The sequence below is a fragment of the Prescottella subtropica genome (genome assembly GCF_005434945.1).
Classification (GTDB): Bacteria; Actinomycetota; Actinomycetes; order Mycobacteriales; family Mycobacteriaceae; genus Prescottella; species Prescottella subtropica.
On record NZ_SKCH01000001.1, the window covers coordinates 255,625 to 275,960 of the forward strand.

Below are 20,336 nucleotides of genomic sequence, written 5' to 3' on the forward strand. Positions count from 1 at the left end.
CCGACACCGGGCGGGTCACCGATTGCGGACCGGAAGTTGCCTACGTGAACTCCACGAGCAGCGCGACACCCGAAAAACCCCCACAGCACCGACGACGCCGTCGCATTCTGCGTGCCCTCGCGCTCGTCGTGATCGTGCCGATCATCCTGCTCGGCGCCGCCTATGTGCTCGCCGACGTCCCGAACCCCGAGGAGATGCGCCCCAACCAGGTGGCGACGATCCTTGCGTCCGACGGTTCGACGGTGGTCGCGAAGGTGATCCCACCCGAGGGCAACCGGACGGAGGTGCCGCTCGACGACGTGCCCGGCTATGTCCGGAACGCGGTGCTGTCGGCGGAGGACCGCGAGTTCTACTCCAATCCGGGATATTCGATCTCGGGGTTCGCGCGCGCCGCCCGCGACAATCTGACGGGCCGCGAGAGCGCCGGCGGCGGGTCGACGATCACCCAGCAGTACGTGAAGAACGCGCTCGTCGGCACCGACCGCACCGTGATCCGCAAGGCCCGCGAACTGGTGGTGTCGGCGAAGATGGCGCGGCAGTGGTCCAAGGACGAGATCCTGGCCGCCTACCTCAACACCATCTACTTCGGACGCGGCGCGTACGGTATCGCGGCCGCGTCGCACGCGTTCTTCGGTGAACACGTCGACCAGCTCACCCTCCCGGAGGGGGCGGTGCTGGCCGCCGTCGTCCAGTCCCCGACCGCGCTGGACCCGGACACGAACCGGGACGCGCTCACGGCGCGTTGGAACTACGTGCTCGACGGCATGGTCGAGATGGGGGTGCTGGCGGCGTCCGAACGCGCCGGTATCGCGTTCCCTGACGTGCTGCCGACGGCACCGGCCGATGTCGCACCCGGCCCGGAGGGGCTGATCCGCACGCAGGTGGTGCGGGAGTTGCAGGCGTCCGGGGTCAGCGAACGCGACCTGAACACGGGAGGCCTGCAGATCACCACCACGATCGACGCGAAGGCCCAGCAGGCGGCCGCGAACGCGGTCCGACGCACTCTGGGCAGCCAGCCCGACGACCTGCGCACCGCGGTGGTGTCGGTCGACCCCCGGTCGGGGGCGGTACGCGCCTACTACGGCGGGACGGAGGGCGCCGGCTACGACTTCGCGCAGGCCGGGTTGCAGACGGGGTCGTCGTTCAAGGTGTTCGGGGCGGTGGCCGCGTTGGAGAACGAGATTCCGTTGTCGACGCCGTTCGACAGCGGACCGTTGACGGTCGGCGATCTGACGATCCGGAACGTCGAGGGCGAGACGTGCGGGACGTGCAGCCTCGCCGAGGCACTCAAACGGTCGCTCAACACCAGCTACTACCGGTTGACGCTGTCGATGGAGGACGGGGCGCAGAAGATCGCCGACGCCGCCCACCAGGCCGGGATCCCGCAGCAGGTCCCGGGCCTCGACCACGACACCCTCACCCAGGACGGCGGAGCCCCGGAAACCGGAATCGTGTTGGGCCAGTATCAGACCCGGCCGATCGACATGGCGTCCGCGTACGGGACGCTCGCGGCGTCGGGGACGTTCCATCCGCCGTACTTCGTGCAGAAGGTGGTCGACGCGGACGGCCGGGTGCTGCTCGACCGGCAGCCGTCCGAGGGCGAGAAGCGGATCGACCCGGCGATCGCGGACACCGTCACCCGCGCGATGACCCCGATCGCCGACTATTCGCGCGGGCACGGGCTCGCAGGGGGGCGGGCGTCGGCGTCGAAGACCGGTACCGCGCAGCTCGGCGACACCGGGGAGAACAAGGATGCGTGGATGGTCGGGTACACGCCGTCGCTGTCGACCGCGGTGTGGGTGGGTACCGCAGACGGGAAGGCCATCGAGAACAGTTGGGGCGGACTGATCTACGGATCCGGTCTGCCGTCGGACATCTGGAAGGAGACGATGGACGGCGCACTCGCCGGCACCACGAACGAACAGTTCTCGTCCCCGCAGGGCAGCCCCGCCTCGAACCCGCCGGCCACCCGGTCGTCCGCCGCCGAGTCCTCCGGTGGCGGACAGCAGTACACGCAGCAGCAGTACAGTGAACCGGCCCCGACCCGGCAGCGGCCGGCGCAGACGTACGCGGAGGAACCGGAGTGGTCGGCACCCCCGCCGACGGTGCCACCGGCCCCCGTCCAGGCGAATCCCGTTCCGCAGCAAGCCCAGCCGCTGCAACAGCAGCAGCAACCACAGTGGAATGCGCCGGTGCCGCAACAGCAGGCACCGGCGCCCCCACCCCCGGCGCCGGTCCCCGCTCCGGCGCCGGGGATCGAGATCCTCCCGGGCATCACCATCCCGCTGCCGCGGTGACGGCGGCTCACCCGGCAGCCGATCAGCCCGCGGCGACCAGTTCGTCGCCGCCCGCGTCGACTCGCGTGGCCGACGTCGGCACCGCGATCTGTTCGATGTTGCGCGGCAACAGGAATGCCACCACGGCACCGACGAGGGCGACGATCGCGCCGATCCAGAACGCGATCTGGTAGCCGCTCTCGGCGTAGAACACGGCACCCTGCAGCTGCGCCTGCATCTCGGCCGGGAACGTCACGATGTGCGAGTTGTTCATGATCGCGAACGCGACGACGGGCAGCACGGCCGGGAACACCGACTGCGCCACCCCCACCATGGACGCGGAGCTGGCCTGCAGCTGCGGCGGCACGGCCTCGATCAGCAGGTTGGGGATCGACGCGTAGCCCATGCCCATGCCGAAACCGAAGATCGCGCAGATGATCAGGATGATCGCCGTGGTGTCGTGGGTCTGGGCGATCAGCGCGAACGCGACGGCGTTGAGGAGCAGTCCGGTCACCAGCGTCGTGCGGGGACGGGTCCCCCGGCCGACGAGGGTGCCGACGAGCAGCCCACCGAGGACGACGGCGCCGCCGACCGGCAGCTGGTACAGCGCGAAACCCTCGGCGTCGACACCGAATCCGTACCCCAGGCCCAGGACCGCCGGGGTCATCACCATCATCGGCAGCAGGATCGTGAACAGGCCGGACGACCCGTAGACCACACCCGAGCTGATCGTGGTGAGCAGCACCGGGCGCTTGCCGAGCATGTTCAGGTCGATCAGCGGTTCGGTGATCGTGCGGGCCGACACGAGCCAGCCGGCCAGGAGTGCGATACCGCCGGCCAGGAATGCGAGGGTGCCGCCGTTCGTCCACCCCCACGACGGGCCGAAACTCAGGGAGATGAGGACACCGGCGATACCGGCGCCGAGCAGGACCGCGCCGACGAGGTCGATACGGGACCGTAGTCGAACGTTCGATTCGGGGGTGGTCAGCTGGATGAGGCCACCGAGCACGACGAGGCACACCACGAAGAACCAGAAGATGGCGCGGAAACCGTAGTCGTCGAGCAGCCAGCCGGTGAGGAACGGTGCCGGGATCGCGATCAGGCCCATGCCGCTGGTGGCGATACTGACGGCGAGCGGCACCGTCTTCGCCGGGAAGACGTCGCGGATCAGCGAGTAGCTCAGGAACAGGGTCGGCACCATCAGGCCGGCCAGGCAGCGGCCGACGATCATCACCGCGTACGACGTGGCGACCGCGGAGACCAGCGATCCGACGAGGGAGATCGCGACGCACGCCAGCAGCATCTTCCGCTTGCCGTACATGTCGGCGAGCTTGCCGATCAACGGGGCACACATGGCGCCGACCAGCAGGAACGCCGTCAACAGCCAGGCGCCCTGCGTGGTCTGGTAGTGCGTGGCGATCGCCGGGAGGGCCGTCGAGATCATGATGTAACTGACGGCGAGCAGTTCGAGCAGGAGCACGATCGCGGCCAGCGAGAGCGCGAGCCGGAGATTCCAGCCGCCCTGTGGGGCGGTGTGCGACGGCGTCGCGCCGTCGGTCGGAGTGAAGGCCATCCGTGTCATCCTTTCGGACACCCAAACGGGGGTGAGCTCGAGTGAGTTCGAGTTCTCACATGACACTGATGCGAACGCAGTGACGCCAGTCACATGTCCGTTCAGTGGGATGTTCGGGAACCCGCCCGACTTGCTGCCCCGAGTGCCGAAACATCCTCACGGATAGGATGTTTCGAGACGGCGACGGGCGAAGCGTCGTAAATGTGACGCTTCGCCCGTCGCAGGTCCGGGTCAGGGCCGCAGCCGGCGTACCGCCCACAGCGACGGAATCAACAGCAGCGCCGACAGCGTCGACGCCAACAGCACCTCGATCACCTGGAAACGGCGCAACAGGCTGTCCGGGTGGTAACGGACCTCGAAACGGTCGATGCCCTGGGCGCGTTGGCAGGTAGCGAATTCGCGGTTCGTGGTGGCCTGGACGACATCTCTGCGCTCTTCGTACTCGGCACCGGTCTCGTCGGGTCGCTGTTCCCACTCGGGGTTGTTCCACACGTGAGTGCAGCTCGAGTAGTCGAAGTCCACGTCGCGGCCGTTCGCGTCCACGTAGGCCGAACCGATCGTCCACTTGGCTTCGTTGTCCGAGGTGTACTGCGCTCCGTAGGGGTTGGATCCGAGCGCCTGCACCTCCACTCTCGGCGTCGCATAGTGCGGCCGCGCCCCGAGTTGGAATCCGACGAGTACTGCGGTCGTCGCGATCAGAGTGATCACCATGGCGCCCAGCGTGTTCCGCAGCAGCAGGGCGAGGCAACTGCCGACGGCGAGGCCGAGGATCGTGTACGCGCCGGCGATCAGCCCGGTGGACTGGAACATCGGATACGACAACTGCGAGTGACCGTTGAACAGGACCTGGGAAACGTAGGAGTAGTTCCCGCCGGATCGGCCACGCGTCCACTCGAGCACGGCCCCGAGAATGGTCATCGCGACCACGATCGGCGCGAACACCACCGGGATTCGCGTCCAGTACCACCGCATGCGGCTGACGGACTGTGTCAACCCCAGCACGTGGGTGCCGCGTTCGATGTCGCGGGAGAACACGGTGACGCCGACGAGGGCGCCGACGAGGACCGGCAGCGCCAGCGTCAACAGTGTGATCAGGGTGAGACTGGTTTCGGCCCAACACCCGACGCCGCGCGTAGGTGTGCACCCGAAGGCGTTCTCGAAACTCTGGTTCGACTTCGGGCGCACGACGATTCCGGAGAGTGCGGCCACCACCGCCGGCGCGAGAATCGTGCCGACGGCGGTGAGGATCGTCGTCCGGTACTGCCGCCAGGTCGTCCAGATCATGCTGCCTCCTCGGCGGTGTCGGTCAGGTAGGCGAGGACGATGTCGTCGAGGTTCGCGGGTTCGATGCGCCATCCGGCGGGCTCGGTGGGGCGGGGTCCGCGGACGAGGTGGGTGCTGCGGTGGGTGTCGACGACGGTGCCGTCGGCGACGACGTCCCGCGGGTCGCCGGGGCCGGTGAGCAGGTAGTGCTCGTCGACGATGTCGTCGAGGGCGCCGGTGAGCCGGGTGCGTCCGGAGCCGAGGATGACGATCCGGTCGGCGATCTCGGACACCTCGGACAGCACGTGGGACGACAGCACGACGGTGGTGCCGCGGTCGGCGGCGTCCTCCATGAGGGTGCGGACGACGGAACGCCGTGCGAGCGGGTCGAGTTCGGCGAGTGGCTCGTCGAGCAGCAGCACGTCGGGGCGGCGTCCGAGTGCGAGGGCCAGGGCGACCCGCGTCCGGTGTCCGGGCGAGAGCGTCTTCACCCGTGCCGACGGGTCTATCCCGGCGTCGGCGATCAGTCGGCTCGCATATACGTTGTCCCACTGTGTGTTCGACTTCTCCCCGAACAACAGGAGGTCGGCGACGGTGAACGCGCGGTAGAGCGGCTTGTGCTGCGCGACGTACGCGAGACCGGGGGCGATGCCGCGACGGCCGGGTCGCCGGCCGAGGATCGTCACCTCACCGGCGTCGGGTTCGAGCAGCCCCACCGCGATCGACATGAGGGTGGACTTGCCGGCGCCGTTCGCGCCGACGAGGGCGGTGATGCTGCCGCGCTGTACGTCGAAGCTGCAGCCGCGCAGGGCGTCGGTGCGGCGGAACCGCTTGTGGACGTCGCGCACCGACAGGGCCACGGTTGTCCTGCTGCCTGTCTCGCTCATTTCGTTTCTCCCGTGTCTTCGCCGAATTCGCTGTCGAGGGCCGCGATCACGAGGGCCTCGAGGTCGGAGCGGTCGAGGCCCGCGGCCGCGGCGTGCCGCGCCCAGGCGGTCAGTTCGTCCTGCAGTGCCTGCCGTTCCGCCATGCCGGGTTTGCGCAGGGATTGGGTGACGAAGGTGCCCAGCCCGGGCCGCGCTTCGACGAGCCCGTCGTTCTCGAGTTCCCGGTACGCCTTGAGCACGGTGTTCGGGTTGACGGTGCATGCCGTCACCACGTCCTTCGCGGTGGGCAGGCGGTCGCCCGGTTCCAGGTCGCCGAGACGCAGCGCCTGCTTCACCTGGAGCACCAACTGGACGTAGGCCGGGATCCCGGATCTCCGGTTGATGTGGAACTCGACCACACCGAACCTCCATTCCACTACAACATTAGTGGAATAGAGGTTGCAGGGAACGGATGCCGGATGTCAACCTGTTCGAGAGGTTCTGCGCGTGTCGGGTCAAATGCCGGGTCACGCCGATACCCGGTGCGAAAATGCCGGTGACGTGCTGTTCGAGACGGAAGTTCGATTGTGAATTCAACGAAGCCCGGTGGTGCCGGGAAGAAGGCCCCGGCCAGGAAGCCCACGGCGAGGAAGACCACCTCCACGCCGGGCAAGTCCCGCACGTCGCCGAAGCCCGGTAAGCCCGGCGGCCGGAAGCCCGCATCCAAGCAGACCAAGCCCCGCCGGAGGGGCCTGCGGATCACGCTGTACGTGTCGCTGGTGGTCGTGCTGCTGCTGATCGCGGCACCGCTGGTGGCGTTCGGCGTCGCCTACCGGGACGCGGATGTGCCGCGTCCCGCCGACATGAGCACCAAGCAGGTGTCGACGATCCTCGCGGCCGACGGCACGACGGAGATCGCCCGTGTCGTGCCGCCGGAAGGCAACCGCACCGAGGTGTCGATCGACGAGATCCCGCTGCAGATGCGTAACGCGGTGCTCTCCGCGGAGGACCGTGACTTCTACACCAACCCCGGTTTCTCGGTGTCCGGTTTCGCGCGGGCGGCCCGCGACAACGTCCTCGGCCGGGAGAGCGCCGGCGGCGGTTCCACCATCACGCAGCAGTACGTGAAGAACACGCTCGTCGGATCGGAGCGGTCGATCGACCGCAAACTGAAGGAACTGGTCATCTCGTCGAAGATGGCCCGCGAGTGGTCCAAGGACGAGATCCTGGCCGCCTACCTGAACACCATCTACTTCGGTCGCGGCGCGTACGGCATCGCGGCCGCGTCCGACGCCTACTTCGGCAAGCCGCTCGCCGATCTGACGGTCGCAGAGTCGGCGGTGCTGGCGGCGGTGATCCAGTCGCCGTCCGCGCTGGATCCGGTTACCGCGCCGGCCGCGTTGACGGCCCGCTGGAACTACGTCCTCGACGGCATGGTGACGATGTCGACGCTGTCGCCGGAGGAACGGCAGGCCGTGGTGTTCCCGGCCGCGCTGCCCCAGGCGCCGGTCGTGGACTCGGGTGCCGCACCCGGCCCGGAGGGGCTGATCCGCGCCCAGGTGTTGCGGGAGCTCGCGGCGTCCGGTGTCAGCGAGCAGGAACTGAACACCGAGGGCCTGAAGATCACCACGACGATCGACCCCACCGCGCAGGCGGCGGCAGTCGACGCCGTGGCGTCCACGTTCGACGGCGAGCCGGAGAATCTGCGGACGGCCGTGGTGTCGGTCGATCCGCACACCGGTGCGGTGCGCGCCTACTACGGCGGCGACGACGGCAAGGGCTTCGACTTCGCGCAGGCCGGCCTGCAGACCGGCTCGTCGTTCAAGATTTTCGGGTTGGTGGCCGCACTGCAGCAGGACATTCCGCTGTCCCAGACGTACGACAGCTCCCCGCTGAGCATCTACGGGGTGACGATCGGCAACGTCGGCGGCGAATCGTGCGGTAAGTGCACCATCGCCGAGGCACTCAAACGGTCGCTCAACACCAGTTTCTACCGGTTGACGTTGTCGATGGAGGACGGGGCGCAGAAGGTCGCCGACGCCGCCCACCAGGCCGGTATCCCGGAGACCGTCCCCGGCTGGGAGTACCCCACGCTCACGCAGGCGGGGGACGCACCGGAGAACGGGATCGTGTTGGGCCAGTACCTGTCCCGCCCGATCGACATGGCGTCCGCGTACGCGACGCTCGCCGCGTCCGGTGTCTACCACGAGCCGTACTTCGTGCAGAAGGTCGTGACCGCCGACGGTGAGGTGCTGCTGGACCGGCCCGCAGCCGAGGGGGAGCGTCGCCTCGACGCCGCCGTCGCCGAGAACGCCACCCAGGCGATGCTGCCGATCGCGGCGTACTCGGCCGGCCACAACCTCGCCGGTGGTCGTCCGTCGGCGTCGAAGACCGGTACCGCGCAGCTCGGCGACACCGGAAAGAACAAGGACGCGTGGATGGTCGGATACACGCCGTCCCTGTCGACCGCGGTGTGGGTGGGTACCGCGGACTCGCAGGCAGTCGAGAACAGTTGGGGCGGACTGGTGTACGGCTCGGGTCTGCCGTCGGACATCTGGAAGAAGACGATGGACGGCGCCCTGCAGGGCACCGACGTCGAGAAGTTCCCGTGGCCGGATCCGATCGGCGGCCAGGCCGGTGTCTCCGCGTTCACCGGGGTCTCCACCGGCACGCCGCCGACGGGCGCGACCACGCCCGCCCCGGCGGCACCCGACGCTCCCCCGCCCGCGCAACCGGCGCCGCCGCCGGCCCCGCGGTTCCTCGAGATCCTGCCGGGCATCCGGATCCCGCTCCCCGGCTGACCCTCCGCGTTGGTAACGATTGTCTGAATTTCTGGGATAGTTACCGGCGTGAGTGATCGTGGTTTCCGTCAGCGTCCCCTGTCCCGACTCGGCATCGCGGTCGCGTGCGCCGGGGTGCTGGCGGGGGTGCTGACGGTCGCACCCGCGTCGGCGGCGGAGCCGGGACCGGCGTCGTGCGTACCGTTCGGCACCGCGCAGCTGCCGCCGGGACTGCCGTCGATGGGAGCCCGGGACGGCCTGGCGAACCTGCCGTTGTTCCTCGGTGACCACGCCCCGACATCCGTTGAGCTGCGCACGCAGACAACGCAGTTCACGAAGTTCTGGGACTTCGCGCTCGTCGACTGGGCGCTGCTCACCCGGCCCCGGTCGTGGACCGGCACCAACACCGAGCCGTGGCGGTACGCGCCGCTGCCGGACTGCCTGCGGAACCGTCTCGTCGGCATCTCCGCCGACGACGACGAACTGGTCGCGCTCGACACCGACGGCTGGATCTACACGATGGACAACGCGTCGCAGACGCCGCTGACCTGGAACTGGACGTCGGCGTTCGGTGCCCCCATCTGGACCGGCGGCGGCAAGCGGCTCCTCGGCGGCGCACCCGGACAGTGGTCGCTGTCCGTCGCGTCTCCGTGGGACAACCAGACGTACGCGGACGTCGCCGGACGCCTGCACTACTTCGGGCTGGCGAAGATGACGATGGTGCCGTCGCTGACCGGGGACGGCAGCCGCATCACGTACGCCGACCCGTGGCTGCCGAACGACGACAGCTACGAGATCGGTGGCCCGCTCGGCGGCCGGTTCCGTTCGGTGGCGCTGTCGTCGTCCGCGTCGACGACGTTCGTGACCAACGAGTACGGCGATATGTACACCCGCAACTTCGACGTCGACGGCTCCGGTTCGGACTCGATCTTCTTCCGCTACAGCTGGGACGCCCAGACCGGGAAGCCGACGGCGCCGAACTCGGCGTTCGAGTCGTGGTTCAAGGGGTACGCGGCCATCCAGTTGCCCGCGCAGGACTGGGTGCATCAGCCCAAGATTCCCGGCGACATCACGTCGGCGATCAGCGTGCACTCCACCGGCGTCGGCCCGGACGCCCGTGAACTGCGGGTCGCCGGACGTAGCGGCGGCACCACCGGGTTCTGGCACAAACACCTGACCGCGAGCGACTGGGCGTTCACCGCGACCGGTGCCGACCTGCCCGGCACCCCACTGGAGAATTCGTCGCGGGACCGGTCCGCCGACACCCTCGCCCCGGCCGCGCCGTGGACGCTGTCGACGACGCTGCCGTCACGGGACGCCGCGGTGGACGCACAGGTCCTCGTCGACAGTGTGCTGCCGTACTCGATCCTCGACCCGCGCCTGCTCGACCAGGTCGGCCTGCACGCCGGGCCGTCCGGATACCGGTTGACGCTCGAACATTTCGACCCGATCGCGACGACCCGCACCGCCACCGTGACCGCCCCGAACGGCACCGCCATCGAGGTGATCGTGCACACCGCCGACGGACTGCGGTTCGCGCCGCGCGGCGCCGGACTCGACGGCACCCCGCGGCACCTCGTCGGCGCGATCGAGATCCCGCAGGAGCAGTTCGCCGCCCGCGGTAACGATCCGGTACTCGACGCGTTCGTGCGGGACTGGATGCGCGGCAAGCAGATCGCACCGATCACCCTCAGCGCCACCGACCACGACCTGGTGGTGCGCTGACGGAGGTCAGCGTGCGGGACGCAACTCCGGCAGCTGCCATGTGCCGTCCGAGATCGCGGCCCGCGGCCGGTACAGGCGGACGAGGAAGTTCCATCCGTCGGTGGTCGGAATCGCGTTGGGCGTGCCGTTCGGAAAGTCGCCGAACCGTACCGTCACCGAGCCGTCGTTGTTCGGTACGCCGGTGATGCTGTTGACGCTGTAGAGGTTTCGGGTATTGGGCTCGAAGTAACCGGCCGCGTTGTAGACGGACACCGACCAGAATCCGTCCACCGGAACATCCCGCAGTGTCAGCTCGTAGCAGCCGGACGGCACGTTCGGTGCGACTCCGATGTAGGCGGCTTCGTCGCTGGGTAGCCCACCCCAGCCGGCGGCGGTGCCGATCAGATGCCGGACCGGATCGACCTGGTCCGGGCGGCCGAACGTCTCGTCGAACCCGGTGAGCCCGTTGGCGAGTTCGAGCAGCGCGGACCTGGTCTTGTCGAGACTTGCCGTGTCGTACCCGGGTGGGGAGAAGGGCACGGTGGAAGCGGAGTCGATCATGACACCGTCCTGGATGTCGGCGACGGCCCGCACATCGTTGGGGTCTGCTGGATCGACCAGTATCCGAACAGCGACCAATACGTACGGGGATCCGGTCGTGTCGGCGGTCAACCGGTACGTGCCGGCGTCGTGGTGGATCTCTGTGACGTAGTGGTCCCGGTCGACGATCATCGCGGAGAGGTACCGATCGCCGTGTTCCGGCAGGATGAGTACCGCTCCGGCCGAGACGTCCACGACCGCGAAGCTGTACAGAGTGTCCCGGTTGAGGCGGATCACAGTCTGCCGGTCGACCGACGCCGGCTCTCGGTTGTGTAGCAACCTGTTGACGCCGCCGGCGTCGCGTTGCAGGTCGGTGAACATGCGGTCCGTCTCGGCCCGCACGAAATTGTCGACATTGACGAGAACAGCCATGAGGATCGGTCCTTTCCGGGTGCCTTCGTCCGAGTATTCAACAGTCGAGCGCGAAATTGCGGTTTTCTGCACCGACATGGTGAGAAGCGTTCTCGTTCGAGCGCATACCGTGACGCCCGGCGCCCGTCAGCCCGCCACGTACCGCGCCAGCACCTCCGCCCGATCGGCGGGGGTGCGGCGCGGGCAGCTCGAACACTTGCCGCCGCCGGGCACCTCGTAGATCAGGCAGCACGAACTGCGTCGGACGAACCGGCGCCCCCCTGCGGGGCCGGTGAGGTCGACGTAGCGCGGCGGCAGCAGCGGCGACGACGCCAGCGCCGCCGCCGCCGCGCACGCGTCGTCGACCCGGTCCGTCTCGCGGCCCGCGTCGAGGGCACGCCCGGCGACCGAATCCGACGCGATCGCCCACAGTGCGCGTGGTGCGGCACCGGAGACCGCCGCGAGCGGCGCGATGACCGCCGCGTACGCCGCCCGCAGCGCCGGCGCGTACTCCTCGGCCGACGCGAGGAGTCGATCGGAGTGCAACGCCTCGAGGTAGCCGTTGTCCCGCAACGTGATCCGGTTGTGTTCCGGGGTCGGGTCGGGGGCGTGCCCGGTGGCGAGCAGGGTCTTCACCGATGCTGCGACGATCGTCGAACTCGCCGAATACCACCACAGGGTGCCGTTGATGCGGTCGTCCGGGAAGTCCCAGCGGCGTCCGGTGTCGGCGACGCGGTCGGCGAGCCACGCCTCGTCGGTGAGCAGCCGTCCGGGTAGCAAATCAGTCATCAGCGAGTCCGAAGATGTCGAGGGTACGGGTGCCTCGGACGGTACGCACCGCGCCGTGCACCCCGAACACCCGGGCGAGCAGATCCGGGGTCAGCACGTCCTCCGGCGGCCCGGCCGCCGCCACCCGGCCCCCGTGCAGCACCGCGATCTCGTCGCAGTACTCGGTGGCCAGCCGCAGATCGTGCAATGTCACCAGCACCGCCATCCCGTCGGCGGCGAGCCGACGCAGCAGTGTGAGCACCGACAGTTGCTGGTGCAGATCCAGGTGGTTGGTGGGCTCGTCGAGGAGCAGCACCTCCGGCTGCTGCGCGAGCGCACGGGCGATCGAGACCCGTTGCCGCTCACCGCCGGACAGGGCGAGCACGTCCCGGTCTGCGAGCGCAGTGAGTCCCACCTGCGCCAGCACCCGGTCCACGACGGCCGTGTCGTCGGCGCCGAGCGGTTCGAGCCAGCCGCGGGTCGCGGTGCGGCCCAACCGGACCGACTCGCGCACCGTCACCCCGCCGAGCGACACCGGTTCCTGCGTGCTCACCCCGACCGTCCGGGCCAGCTGCCGGCGGCGCAGACCCGTGACGTCGTCGCCGTCGAGCGCGATCACCCCGCCGCGGACCGGCAGCGCCCGGTAACAGGTGCGCAGCAGTGTCGTCTTGCCGCTGCCGTTGGGGCCGACCAGCGCGGTCACCGCCCCGGGCCGCACCTCGAGATCGACCCCGCCGAGTACCGTCCGGCTGCCCAGCCGGGCCTCCACCGCGGTCGCGGTCAGCCTGCTCATCGGTTCGCCTTTCCGTAGCGGTGCCACAGCATCGCGATGAACACCGGACCGCCGACGATGCCGGTGACCACCCCGACCGGCAACTCGGTGGTGCTGGACACGGAGCGGGCGACGATGTCGGCGAGGACGAGGACGAGTGCCCCGAGCACCGCGGCGGTCGGCAGCAGACGCGCCGATGTCCGCCCGGCCAGGAACCCGGCCAGGTGCGGGACGAGCAGCCCGACGAATCCGATGGTGCCGGACACCGCGACCGCACCGGCGGTGAGCACCGACACCGCGAGCAGCATCAGGATCCGGAACCGGGGCACGTTCATGCCCAGCGCGGTGGCGCCGTCGTCGCCGGTCAGCAGCAGATCGAGCCGCCGACTGCACAGGAGCACCCCGATACCGGCGACGACGAGCAGCGTCACCGGGGCGATCAGCGTCGTCCAGGTGGCGTCCCCGAATCCGCCTGCCAGCCAGCGCATCACGGTCCCCAGCTGGTGGTCGTCGCCGAGCACCAGCAGCACGAACGTGACGGCCGCGGAGAACACCATCGTCATCGCCGCTCCGACGAGGACGACGGCGGTGGCGTCGTGGGCGCGGCTCGCGACCAGCACGATCCCGGCCAGTGGCAGCAGCGCCCCGAGGAACGCGGCCAGCGGCAGGGTGAACACGCCCCACGTGCCGGCGCCGATCCCGAGGACGGTCACCGCGGCCACCCCGAATCCGGCCCCGGACGAGACGCCCAGCAGGTACGGGTCGGCGAGCGGATTGCGGGTCACCGCCTGCGCGACGGCACCCGCGACGGCCAGCGACGCGCCCACCGCCGCGGCGGTCAGCGCCCGCGGCAGCCGCGACTCGACGACGATCGCCTCCCGCGCCGCAGTCCACCACGGCGCGAACGACTCCGGGGCCAGACGGTGCGCGACGATCGCCCACACGTCCCCCACCGGGATCGACACGGTGCCGAGCGACACGGCGACCGCGACGGCCGTCGCGACGGCCGCCAGTAGAGGAATCAGTAACTGCCACAACGGTCGTCGACGGGCAAGGTGGGCGACCGGCAGCGGTGTGGACTCGACTTTCTCGGCGACGGCGGTCACGGCGTCAGCCCGCGAAGGCCTGCGGATGCAGTCCGCGGGCGATCGTCTCGGCGGAGGTCACCATGCGCGAGCTCTCGAAGAAGTCCGCGAGCGGCACGACGACGATGCGGTCGTTTCGGATTGCCGGCGTGGTGGCCATGATCGGCTGGCTCTTCAGGAACGCAACCTTGTCGGCGCCGTCGGTGCCGTAGTCGAGGACGACGATCGCCTCGGGGGCCCGCTCCCCCACCAGCTCCCAGCTCGTCTTGAAGTACGGCTTGGGGCCCTCCGCGGTGATGTTCGCGGCGCCCGCGTACTCGCCGACGAGATGGCCGCCGCCGACGCCGCCGACGGACAGCGGTTCGGCTACACCACTGTCGTAGAAGAACGTGGATACCGGTGTCACCCCGGCGGCATCGAGACGCGCGCGGACGGCGTCGAGGCCGTCGGTCACCCGCCCGGTGAGGGCCGCGGCCTGCTCCTGGACGCCGAGGATCTCCCCGAGCTGCGCGAAGTCGTTCTCCAGCAACGAGATCTCGGGGAAGCCGGCCCCGCAGTACTCGGAGAACAGGAATGTGTGGATTCCGGCCTGCTCGAGGGTGTCCCGACTCAGCCCCGACTTGTCGTCGAACGCACTGCGCATGCCGCCCACCACCAGATCGGGTTCCAGGTCGCGGATCTGTTCGGCCGTCGGATACTGCTCGGCCAGGGCCGGGATCGCCGCGAACTGCTCGGCCACCTCGGGTAGCACGTCGTTCTGGGTGGCGTACCCCATGCCGACGATCCGGTCCCCGACCCCCATCTGGATCAGGGTCTCGGTGACGTGGTCGTTCATCGTGACGATCCGCTGCGGCGGCGCGTCGTAGGTGGCGGTGCGGTCACAGTTGGTGATCGTCACCGGCTGGTCGAAAGATGCAGCAGCGGCAGTGTTCTCGACGGCACTGCCGCGGGAACACGACGTGAGCGCGACAACGGTGCCGACTGCGAGCGTCAGTACGACAACGGGACGGGAGCGACGAAACAAGACGGACCTCGACGTTCTGCTTCAGGTGGTGCGACACGCAGACCGTCGACGGCAGGCCCGCGACGCGCGGCACACCGTCTCGCCGGACCCCGCATCGCAGACCACGGCGATAGGTGGAGTCGCGAACGTCCGGCCAGGTAATCGGGCTCACCACCGAGGTGGCACACCGTTGCGGGTCAGCGCCGGACTCTCACCGGACTTCCCCTGACTGGGCGTCAGCAATTCTGCGGTCATTATGCACAGGCCCCGACCGTGTCACAAAGCCAGGTGGGCTCCGTGGAACCGCCGGCGCATCCGCCGATCGTGTGTCACCAGCACCACGGCACCCGTGAACGTGTCGAGGGCGGCCTCGAGTTCCTCGACGAGTGCCGGTGACAGATGATTCGTCGGCTCGTCCAGTAGCAGCAGGTCCGCGCCGCTCGTGACCAGCAAAGCCACGTCGAGTCGGCGCTGCTGCCCGTACGACAACTCGGACAGCGGTCGGGGAAGGTCGCTGGAGCGGAACAGGCCGAGCGCGAGCAGTCGCTCGGCCGCATCGTCACGGTGCAGGCCGCGTGCGGCCGCGAATGCACCCAGCAGGGTCGTCGACCCGGGCCGGGGCGGGGCGGACTGTCGCAGGTACCCGACTCGATCGGGGACGACGACGGAACCGCTGTCCGGAACGATTTCCCCCGCAATCACATTCAACAGAGTCGTCTTCCCGGTGCCGTTCCTGCCGGTGACGAGCAGTCGGCCTCCCGGTTCGACGTCGAGTTCGCCGAGAGTGAGACGCGATCCCACCTGCACGTCGCGGAGCCGGACGAGGGGTCCGGCAGTGCGGGGCTCGGCGTCCAGGACCGGCGTGAATCGCAGCGGATCGGGCGGCGGCGTGACAGGTTCGGCAGTCAGGTGACGAATTCTCTGCTTGGCGTTGCAGATTCGCCCCATCGTTCCGTGGCCACGGCCCCGGGCCCGGAAGGCGCCGTGTCCGAAGCCGGCTTTCTCCCGCTTGCGGGGGATCGCGTCGAGTCGTGTGGCGTTGGCGTCGACCAGTCGGGCACTGCGGTCGAGTTCGGATCGCCATTGTTCGTAGTCGGCCAGACGCTTTCGCCGTTCGGCTGCCTTCGCGGCCAGGTATCCGGTGTACCCGCCGCCGTAGCGCCGGACCCGGCACTCGGCGACCTCCACGATCACCGACGTCAGTCGACCGAGGAACACCCGGTCGTGGGTCACCGCGATCACTGTGCCGCGGTGGGCGAGCAGTCGGTGCTCGAGCCAGGCGACGGCATCGTCGTCGAGGTCGTTCGTGGGCTCGTCGAGCAGCAGCACCTCGGCATTCGACGCCAGGCTCGCTGCGAGGGCGAGTCGCGTCTGCTGCCCGCCGGAGAGTGTGGCCACCGGCCGCGCCCGGTCCAGGTACGGCAGCCCCAGCGCGTGCAGTCCGGCGTCGACCCGATCGTCGACCGTGTGGCCCTCCAGGGCATCGAAAAGTATTCCCAGACGGACATATTCGTCGAGTACGGCGTCGAGGGCAGCCCCGTCGGCGGCCGCCATCCGCACCTCCGTCTCCCGGAGACGTTCCTCCAGAGCACGGATGTCGCGGAGGACGTGATCGATCGCGTCCGCGACAGTCGCGTCGGCGGGCACGTCGAGCACCTGAGCGACGTGCGCGATGCCGCCCGGTGCGATGGCCCGCACATCCCCGTCGTCAGGACGGATGCGCCCGGCGAGCAGTGCGAGCAGCGTCGATTTTCCGGAGCCGTTGTCGCCGACGACACCGACGGTCGTGCCGGGCGGGATCGACAGGTCGACGGCGTCGAGAACGAGATGGTCACCGTAGCGTTTCGTGGCGGCGTGCAGGGACAGTCGAGGAACGGGCATGGGAGAACTCCTGAAACCCGGACGGATCCGGTGAGAGCGGAAGATGTCCTCGCACAGGCGTCTTCGACCGGATTCGGTGGAAGAGGGTGCGCACAGGACCCACCGCGGAGCATGCTCGACGCGGCGTCCCGATCTAGTGATTCAGAGTTCCCACAAAGAGTGACCATACAGCTGTGCGCGGTCGGTGAACAGGGAAATTCACCGACCGCGCACAGAGAAAGCAGGCGCTTACGCCTCGATGATGAAGGCCTCGAGCTCGGCGCGAGCCTTGTCGTCGGGGATCTGGACCGGCGGGGACTTCATCAGGTACGCCGATGCCGGCAGGATCGGGCCACCGAGGCCGCGGTCCTTGGCGATCTTCGCGGCGCGGATGGCGTCGATGATGATGCCGGCCGAGTTCGGGGAGTCCCACACCTCGAGCTTGTACTCCAGGTTCAGCGGGGCGTCACCGAAGTTGCGGCCTTCGAGGCGGACGTACGCCCACTTGCGGTCGTCGAGCCACTCGACGTAGTCGGACGGGCCGATGTGGACGTTGCGGTCGTGGACCTTGCCGGACAGCGGGCCCTCGAGGATGGAGGTGACGGCCTGCGTCTTCGACACCTTCTTGGACTCCAGACGCTCACGCTCGAGCATGTTCTTGAAGTCCATGTTGCCGCCGACGTTGAGCTGGTAGGTGCGGTCGAGGATGACGCCGCGATCCTCGAACAGCTTCGCCATCACCCGGTGGGTGATGGTGGCGCCGACCTGGCTCTTGATGTCGTCGCCGACGATCGGGACACCGGCGGCACGGAACTTCTCGGCCCACTCCGGGTCGGAGGCGATGAACACGGGCAGCGCGTTGACGAACGCGACACCGGCGTCGATGCAGCACTGCGCGTAGAACTTGTCGGCCTCTTCCGAGCCGACCGGCAGGTAGGAGACGAGGACGTCGACCTCGGCAGCCTTGAGCGCGGCGACGATGTCGACGGGCTCGGCGTCGGAGACCTCGATGGTCTGCGCGTAGTACTTGCCGATGCCGTCGAGCGTCGGGCCACGCTGGACGGGGACGTCCAGCGGCGGGACGTCGGCGATCTTGATGGTGTTGTTCTCGCTGGCGTTGATCGCCTCGGAGAGGTCGAACCCGACCTTCTTGGCATCGACGTCGAAGGCGGCGACGAACTGCACGTCGCGGACGTGGTACTGGCCGAACTTGACGTGCATCAGACCGGGGACGGTCGAGTTCTCGTCCGCGTCCTGGTAGTACTGCACGCCCTGGACCAGTGACGAGGCACAGTTGCCCACGCCCACAATGGCTACGCGCACCGCGGTGCTGTTGTCACCCATGGTCGGGTTCTCCTTCTTTCTTCTTGGCTGCTGCTGCTGTTGATGTTTGTTCTGCGGCGATCAGCTCGTTCAGCCACCGCACCTCGCGTTCGCTGGACTCGAGTCCGAGCTGGTGGAGCTGACGGGTGTAGCGGTCGAGAGACCCCGTTGCCCGCCCGATGGCGTCGCGGAGACCTTCCCGGCGCTCCTCGACCTGACGTCGCCTGCCTTCCAGGATTCGCATCCGCGCTTCTGCGGGGGTGCGGCTGAAGAAGGCGAGGTGCACGCCGAACCCGTCGTCGGTGTAGTTCTGGGGCCCGGTGTCCGCCACCAGCTCGGAGAAACGCTTCTTTCCGGCCGGGGTCAGCTCGTACACGCGGCGGGCACGACGCTTGACGGCGCCGTCCTCGCTGCCACCTTCGACGATCAGGCCGTCCGCCTGCATCCGACGCAGCGTCGGATAGAGCGAACCGTAGGAGAAGGCGCGAAACGCGCCGAGCAGACCGGTCAGCCGCTTACGCAGCTCGTACCCGTGCATCGGTGACTCGAGGAGCAGCCCGAGAATCGCCAGTTCGAGCATGACTACACCCCCTGAGTGTCCGGAACATAACCGATCGATGCGATGCCCAACTATATCGCACCGATATATACGGACACACTGACGAGTCGCATCTCCACCGCGGACCTACTGGTCGGCCCGGTAGACCTGGTGGACGGTGCCGTCGAATCCGACGGTCAGAAAACCCCGCGCACCGGAGTTCTCGTTCCGCACGTCGACGCTCACCACGGGACCGTTGTCGTCGTCCCGGTCCGCGATCAACCGGACGCTCGTCGGGTCGCTCACCCGCAGCGTGCGATCGGCGCCGCGGAGCAACCCGATCAGCCTGGGCACGTTCGGCCGCAACTCGGCCAGGTCGACGGGCACCCCCTCGGTGCGGCCCGGAGACGTGCCGTGGTCGGTGAGGCGGCCGTCCTCGTACGTGTACGACTGTCCGAGACCGGGCGACCCCGGCACCGGTCGCGAGATCGACGCGTACCCCGGGGAGACCGTCAGCTGGTCGACCCGCAGGTCCCCCCACTGCCGGGCGACGTCGTCGAGCATCCGTCCCAGCCCCGCCGCGGTGGTCAGGTCGGTGCCCGTCGCGGCGGCGGCCGGACCGGCGGGCCGCGGCTCCGACGTGACCGCGACGCCGGCGCACACCAGGACGACGACGGCCGCGAGCGTGACGATCCAGCGAGTGGCCTGCGCGTTCACCGGTCCTCCACGGGGAAGACGTCGACGACGGTGCCGTCCATGCGGGTGTCGATCATGCCCGTTCGTTCCTCCCGGTCCTCGAACAGCACCGAGACCAGCACGTCGCCGGCCAACGTCGGACGCACGTGGATGTGCTCCACCGTCGCCGACAGCAGACCGACCCGGCCCGGCCCGGTCGCGAGCACGTCGGCGAGCCGGTCGACGTCGAGGTCCGCGAGGTCGACGTCGACCGTGCCCATGTCGCGGCTGTCCGGCTGCCCCGCCGCCGAGAAGCCGCCGCGGAAGACCCATTCCTGCTCGCGGTGCGGCTGGTCCGCGAGCATCCGGGTCGCCATCGTGTAGTCCGGGAAGAAGATCACGTCGTCCACCCGCAGATCCTCGAATTTCTCCTCGTACCGGTGCAGGAAGTCGCGGACCCCCGCGGGCGAGACGGGGTCGAGCGGCTCGATCACGATCGGCTCCGGCTCGCCGGCCGGTGCCGGTTCGGCGACGGACACCGGGTCGGACGCCGCACCGCCACGGTTCGTGTACTGCGCCGTCGCGAGGACCGCCACCACCGCGACGGCGACCGCGGCCACCGCACGGACAGGGATCCGACGATCCACCGGCGCCGCGGACTCTGGTGCCGGCTCGGCCGCGGTGAGGTGTTCGGGGACCTGGAGATCCGCGACGAGGGCCGCGAGCTGCCGGAGCGTGCTCGCCTCCATGGCCTTCTCGGTCCGCGCCCGGTGCTCGGCCTCGTCGAGTTGGCCGTCTCCGTACCCGGCGTCGAGCAGCGTGCACGCGCGGACCCGATCGCGGTCACGCGCACGCATTCCGGACGAGGCTCGCTGGGGCACCCGGCCGATCCTAGAGAA

Annotated in this window: 17 protein-coding genes; 3 read left to right on the forward strand and 14 right to left on the reverse strand. The window is 69.1% G+C overall.

Features of this window, described 5'->3' with window-relative positions:
- Window positions 1-44 precede the first annotated feature (44 nt).
- Entirely contained in the window at window positions 45-2,297 is a 2,253-nt protein-coding gene (locus E0497_RS01130) for a transglycosylase domain-containing protein (RefSeq protein WP_277751657.1), read from the forward strand.
- A 22-nt stretch (window positions 2,298-2,319) separates the two neighbouring features.
- On the opposite strand, the gene E0497_RS01135 is transcribed toward E0497_RS01130, so the two are convergent.
- From E0497_RS01135 to E0497_RS01150, 4 genes are all read right to left on the reverse strand, one after another.
- The gene (locus E0497_RS01135) at window positions 2,320-3,849 is read right to left on the reverse strand and encodes an MFS transporter (protein WP_137722933.1); all 1,530 of its coding nucleotides are present in this window, start codon (window positions 3,847-3,849) and stop codon (window positions 2,320-2,322) included.
- A gap of 231 nt (window positions 3,850-4,080) precedes the next feature.
- The gene (locus tag E0497_RS01140) at window positions 4,081-5,133 is read right to left on the reverse strand and encodes an ABC transporter permease (RefSeq protein WP_137722934.1); all 1,053 of its coding nucleotides are present in this window, start codon (window positions 5,131-5,133) and stop codon (window positions 4,081-4,083) included.
- Window positions 5,130-5,999, reverse strand: a complete 870-nt coding sequence (locus E0497_RS01145; RefSeq protein WP_137722935.1) for an ABC transporter ATP-binding protein — start codon at window positions 5,997-5,999, stop codon at window positions 5,130-5,132. Before E0497_RS01145 ends, E0497_RS01140 begins: the two co-directional genes overlap by 4 nt.
- The gene (locus E0497_RS01150; RefSeq protein WP_137722936.1) at window positions 5,996-6,397 is read right to left on the reverse strand and encodes a GntR family transcriptional regulator; all 402 of its coding nucleotides are present in this window, start codon (window positions 6,395-6,397) and stop codon (window positions 5,996-5,998) included. Before E0497_RS01150 ends, E0497_RS01145 begins: the two co-directional genes overlap by 4 nt.
- Before the next feature lie 168 nt (window positions 6,398-6,565).
- Here E0497_RS01150 and E0497_RS01155 point away from each other — a divergent pair, with 168 nt between their 5' ends.
- The gene (locus E0497_RS01155) at window positions 6,566-8,779 is read left to right on the forward strand and encodes a transglycosylase domain-containing protein (protein WP_153269344.1); all 2,214 of its coding nucleotides are present in this window, start codon (window positions 6,566-6,568) and stop codon (window positions 8,777-8,779) included.
- A gap of 48 nt (window positions 8,780-8,827) precedes the next feature.
- Window positions 8,828-10,483, forward strand: coding sequence for a hypothetical protein (locus E0497_RS01160; protein ID WP_421958294.1), 1,656 nt, complete (start codon window positions 8,828-8,830; stop codon window positions 10,481-10,483).
- A gap of 6 nt (window positions 10,484-10,489) precedes the next feature.
- Here E0497_RS01160 and E0497_RS01165 read toward each other — a convergent pair whose 3' ends face one another.
- The 10 genes from E0497_RS01165 to E0497_RS01210 form a co-directional block, all read right to left on the reverse strand.
- Window positions 10,490-11,434: a DUF1214 domain-containing protein gene (locus E0497_RS01165; RefSeq protein WP_137722937.1), complete on the reverse strand. Its 945-nt coding sequence runs from the start codon at window positions 11,432-11,434 to the stop codon at window positions 10,490-10,492.
- A 126-nt stretch (window positions 11,435-11,560) separates the two neighbouring features.
- Window positions 11,561-12,202: a (2Fe-2S)-binding protein gene (locus E0497_RS01170; protein WP_137722938.1), complete on the reverse strand. Its 642-nt coding sequence runs from the start codon at window positions 12,200-12,202 to the stop codon at window positions 11,561-11,563.
- Window positions 12,195-12,974, reverse strand: coding sequence for an ABC transporter ATP-binding protein (locus E0497_RS01175; protein WP_137722939.1), 780 nt, complete (start codon window positions 12,972-12,974; stop codon window positions 12,195-12,197). The genes E0497_RS01170 and E0497_RS01175 overlap by 8 nt, the downstream gene beginning before the upstream one ends.
- A complete protein-coding gene (locus E0497_RS01180; RefSeq protein ID WP_137722940.1) occupies window positions 12,971-14,059 on the reverse strand; it encodes a FecCD family ABC transporter permease in 1,089 nt (362 codons plus the stop codon). Before E0497_RS01180 ends, E0497_RS01175 begins: the two co-directional genes overlap by 4 nt.
- 4 nt (window positions 14,060-14,063) lie before the next feature.
- Window positions 14,064-15,062 (reverse strand): ABC transporter substrate-binding protein, encoded by a 999-nt coding sequence (locus E0497_RS01185; RefSeq protein WP_137722941.1) that lies wholly within the window; start codon window positions 15,060-15,062, stop codon window positions 14,064-14,066.
- Window positions 15,063-15,317: 255 nt separating this feature from the next.
- Window positions 15,318-16,922, reverse strand: a complete 1,605-nt coding sequence (gene abc-f, locus E0497_RS01190; protein ID WP_137722942.1) for a ribosomal protection-like ABC-F family protein — start codon at window positions 16,920-16,922, stop codon at window positions 15,318-15,320.
- Between the two features lie 228 nt (window positions 16,923-17,150).
- The gene (locus E0497_RS01195) at window positions 17,151-18,245 is read right to left on the reverse strand and encodes an inositol-3-phosphate synthase (RefSeq protein ID WP_137722943.1); all 1,095 of its coding nucleotides are present in this window, start codon (window positions 18,243-18,245) and stop codon (window positions 17,151-17,153) included.
- Window positions 18,238-18,804: a PadR family transcriptional regulator gene (locus E0497_RS01200; RefSeq protein ID WP_137722944.1), complete on the reverse strand. Its 567-nt coding sequence runs from the start codon at window positions 18,802-18,804 to the stop codon at window positions 18,238-18,240. The genes E0497_RS01195 and E0497_RS01200 overlap by 8 nt, the downstream gene beginning before the upstream one ends.
- Before the next feature lie 105 nt (window positions 18,805-18,909).
- Window positions 18,910-19,479 carry a hypothetical protein gene (locus E0497_RS01205; protein ID WP_137722945.1) on the reverse strand — a complete coding sequence of 190 codons (570 nt, stop codon included), beginning with the start codon at window positions 19,477-19,479 and terminating at the stop codon, window positions 18,910-18,912.
- Window positions 19,476-20,294: a DUF1707 SHOCT-like domain-containing protein gene (locus E0497_RS01210; protein WP_241665646.1), complete on the reverse strand. Its 819-nt coding sequence runs from the start codon at window positions 20,292-20,294 to the stop codon at window positions 19,476-19,478. The genes E0497_RS01205 and E0497_RS01210 overlap by 4 nt, the downstream gene beginning before the upstream one ends.
- Window positions 20,295-20,336 lie beyond the last annotated feature (42 nt).

Coding starts and splice junctions, on each gene's coding strand:
- E0497_RS01135 (WP_137722933.1), bottom strand. CDS start 3,849: ATGGCCTTCACTCCGACCGACGGCGCGACGCCGTCGCACACCGCCCCA.
- E0497_RS01140 (WP_137722934.1), bottom strand. CDS start 5,133: ATGATCTGGACGACCTGGCGGCAGTACCGGACGACGATCCTCACCGCC.
- E0497_RS01145 (WP_137722935.1), bottom strand. CDS start 5,999: ATGAGCGAGACAGGCAGCAGGACAACCGTGGCCCTGTCGGTGCGCGAC.
- E0497_RS01165 (WP_137722937.1), bottom strand. CDS start 11,434: ATGGCTGTTCTCGTCAATGTCGACAATTTCGTGCGGGCCGAGACGGAC.
- E0497_RS01170 (WP_137722938.1), bottom strand. CDS start 12,202: ATGACTGATTTGCTACCCGGACGGCTGCTCACCGACGAGGCGTGGCTC.
- E0497_RS01175 (WP_137722939.1), bottom strand. CDS start 12,974: ATGAGCAGGCTGACCGCGACCGCGGTGGAGGCCCGGCTGGGCAGCCGG.
- abc-f (WP_137722942.1), bottom strand. CDS start 16,922: ATGCCCGTTCCTCGACTGTCCCTGCACGCCGCCACGAAACGCTACGGT.
- E0497_RS01195 (WP_137722943.1), bottom strand. CDS start 18,245: ATGGGTGACAACAGCACCGCGGTGCGCGTAGCCATTGTGGGCGTGGGC.
- E0497_RS01200 (WP_137722944.1), bottom strand. CDS start 18,804: ATGCTCGAACTGGCGATTCTCGGGCTGCTCCTCGAGTCACCGATGCAC.
- E0497_RS01210 (WP_241665646.1), bottom strand. CDS start 20,294: ATGCGTGCGCGTGACCGCGATCGGGTCCGCGCGTGCACGCTGCTCGAC.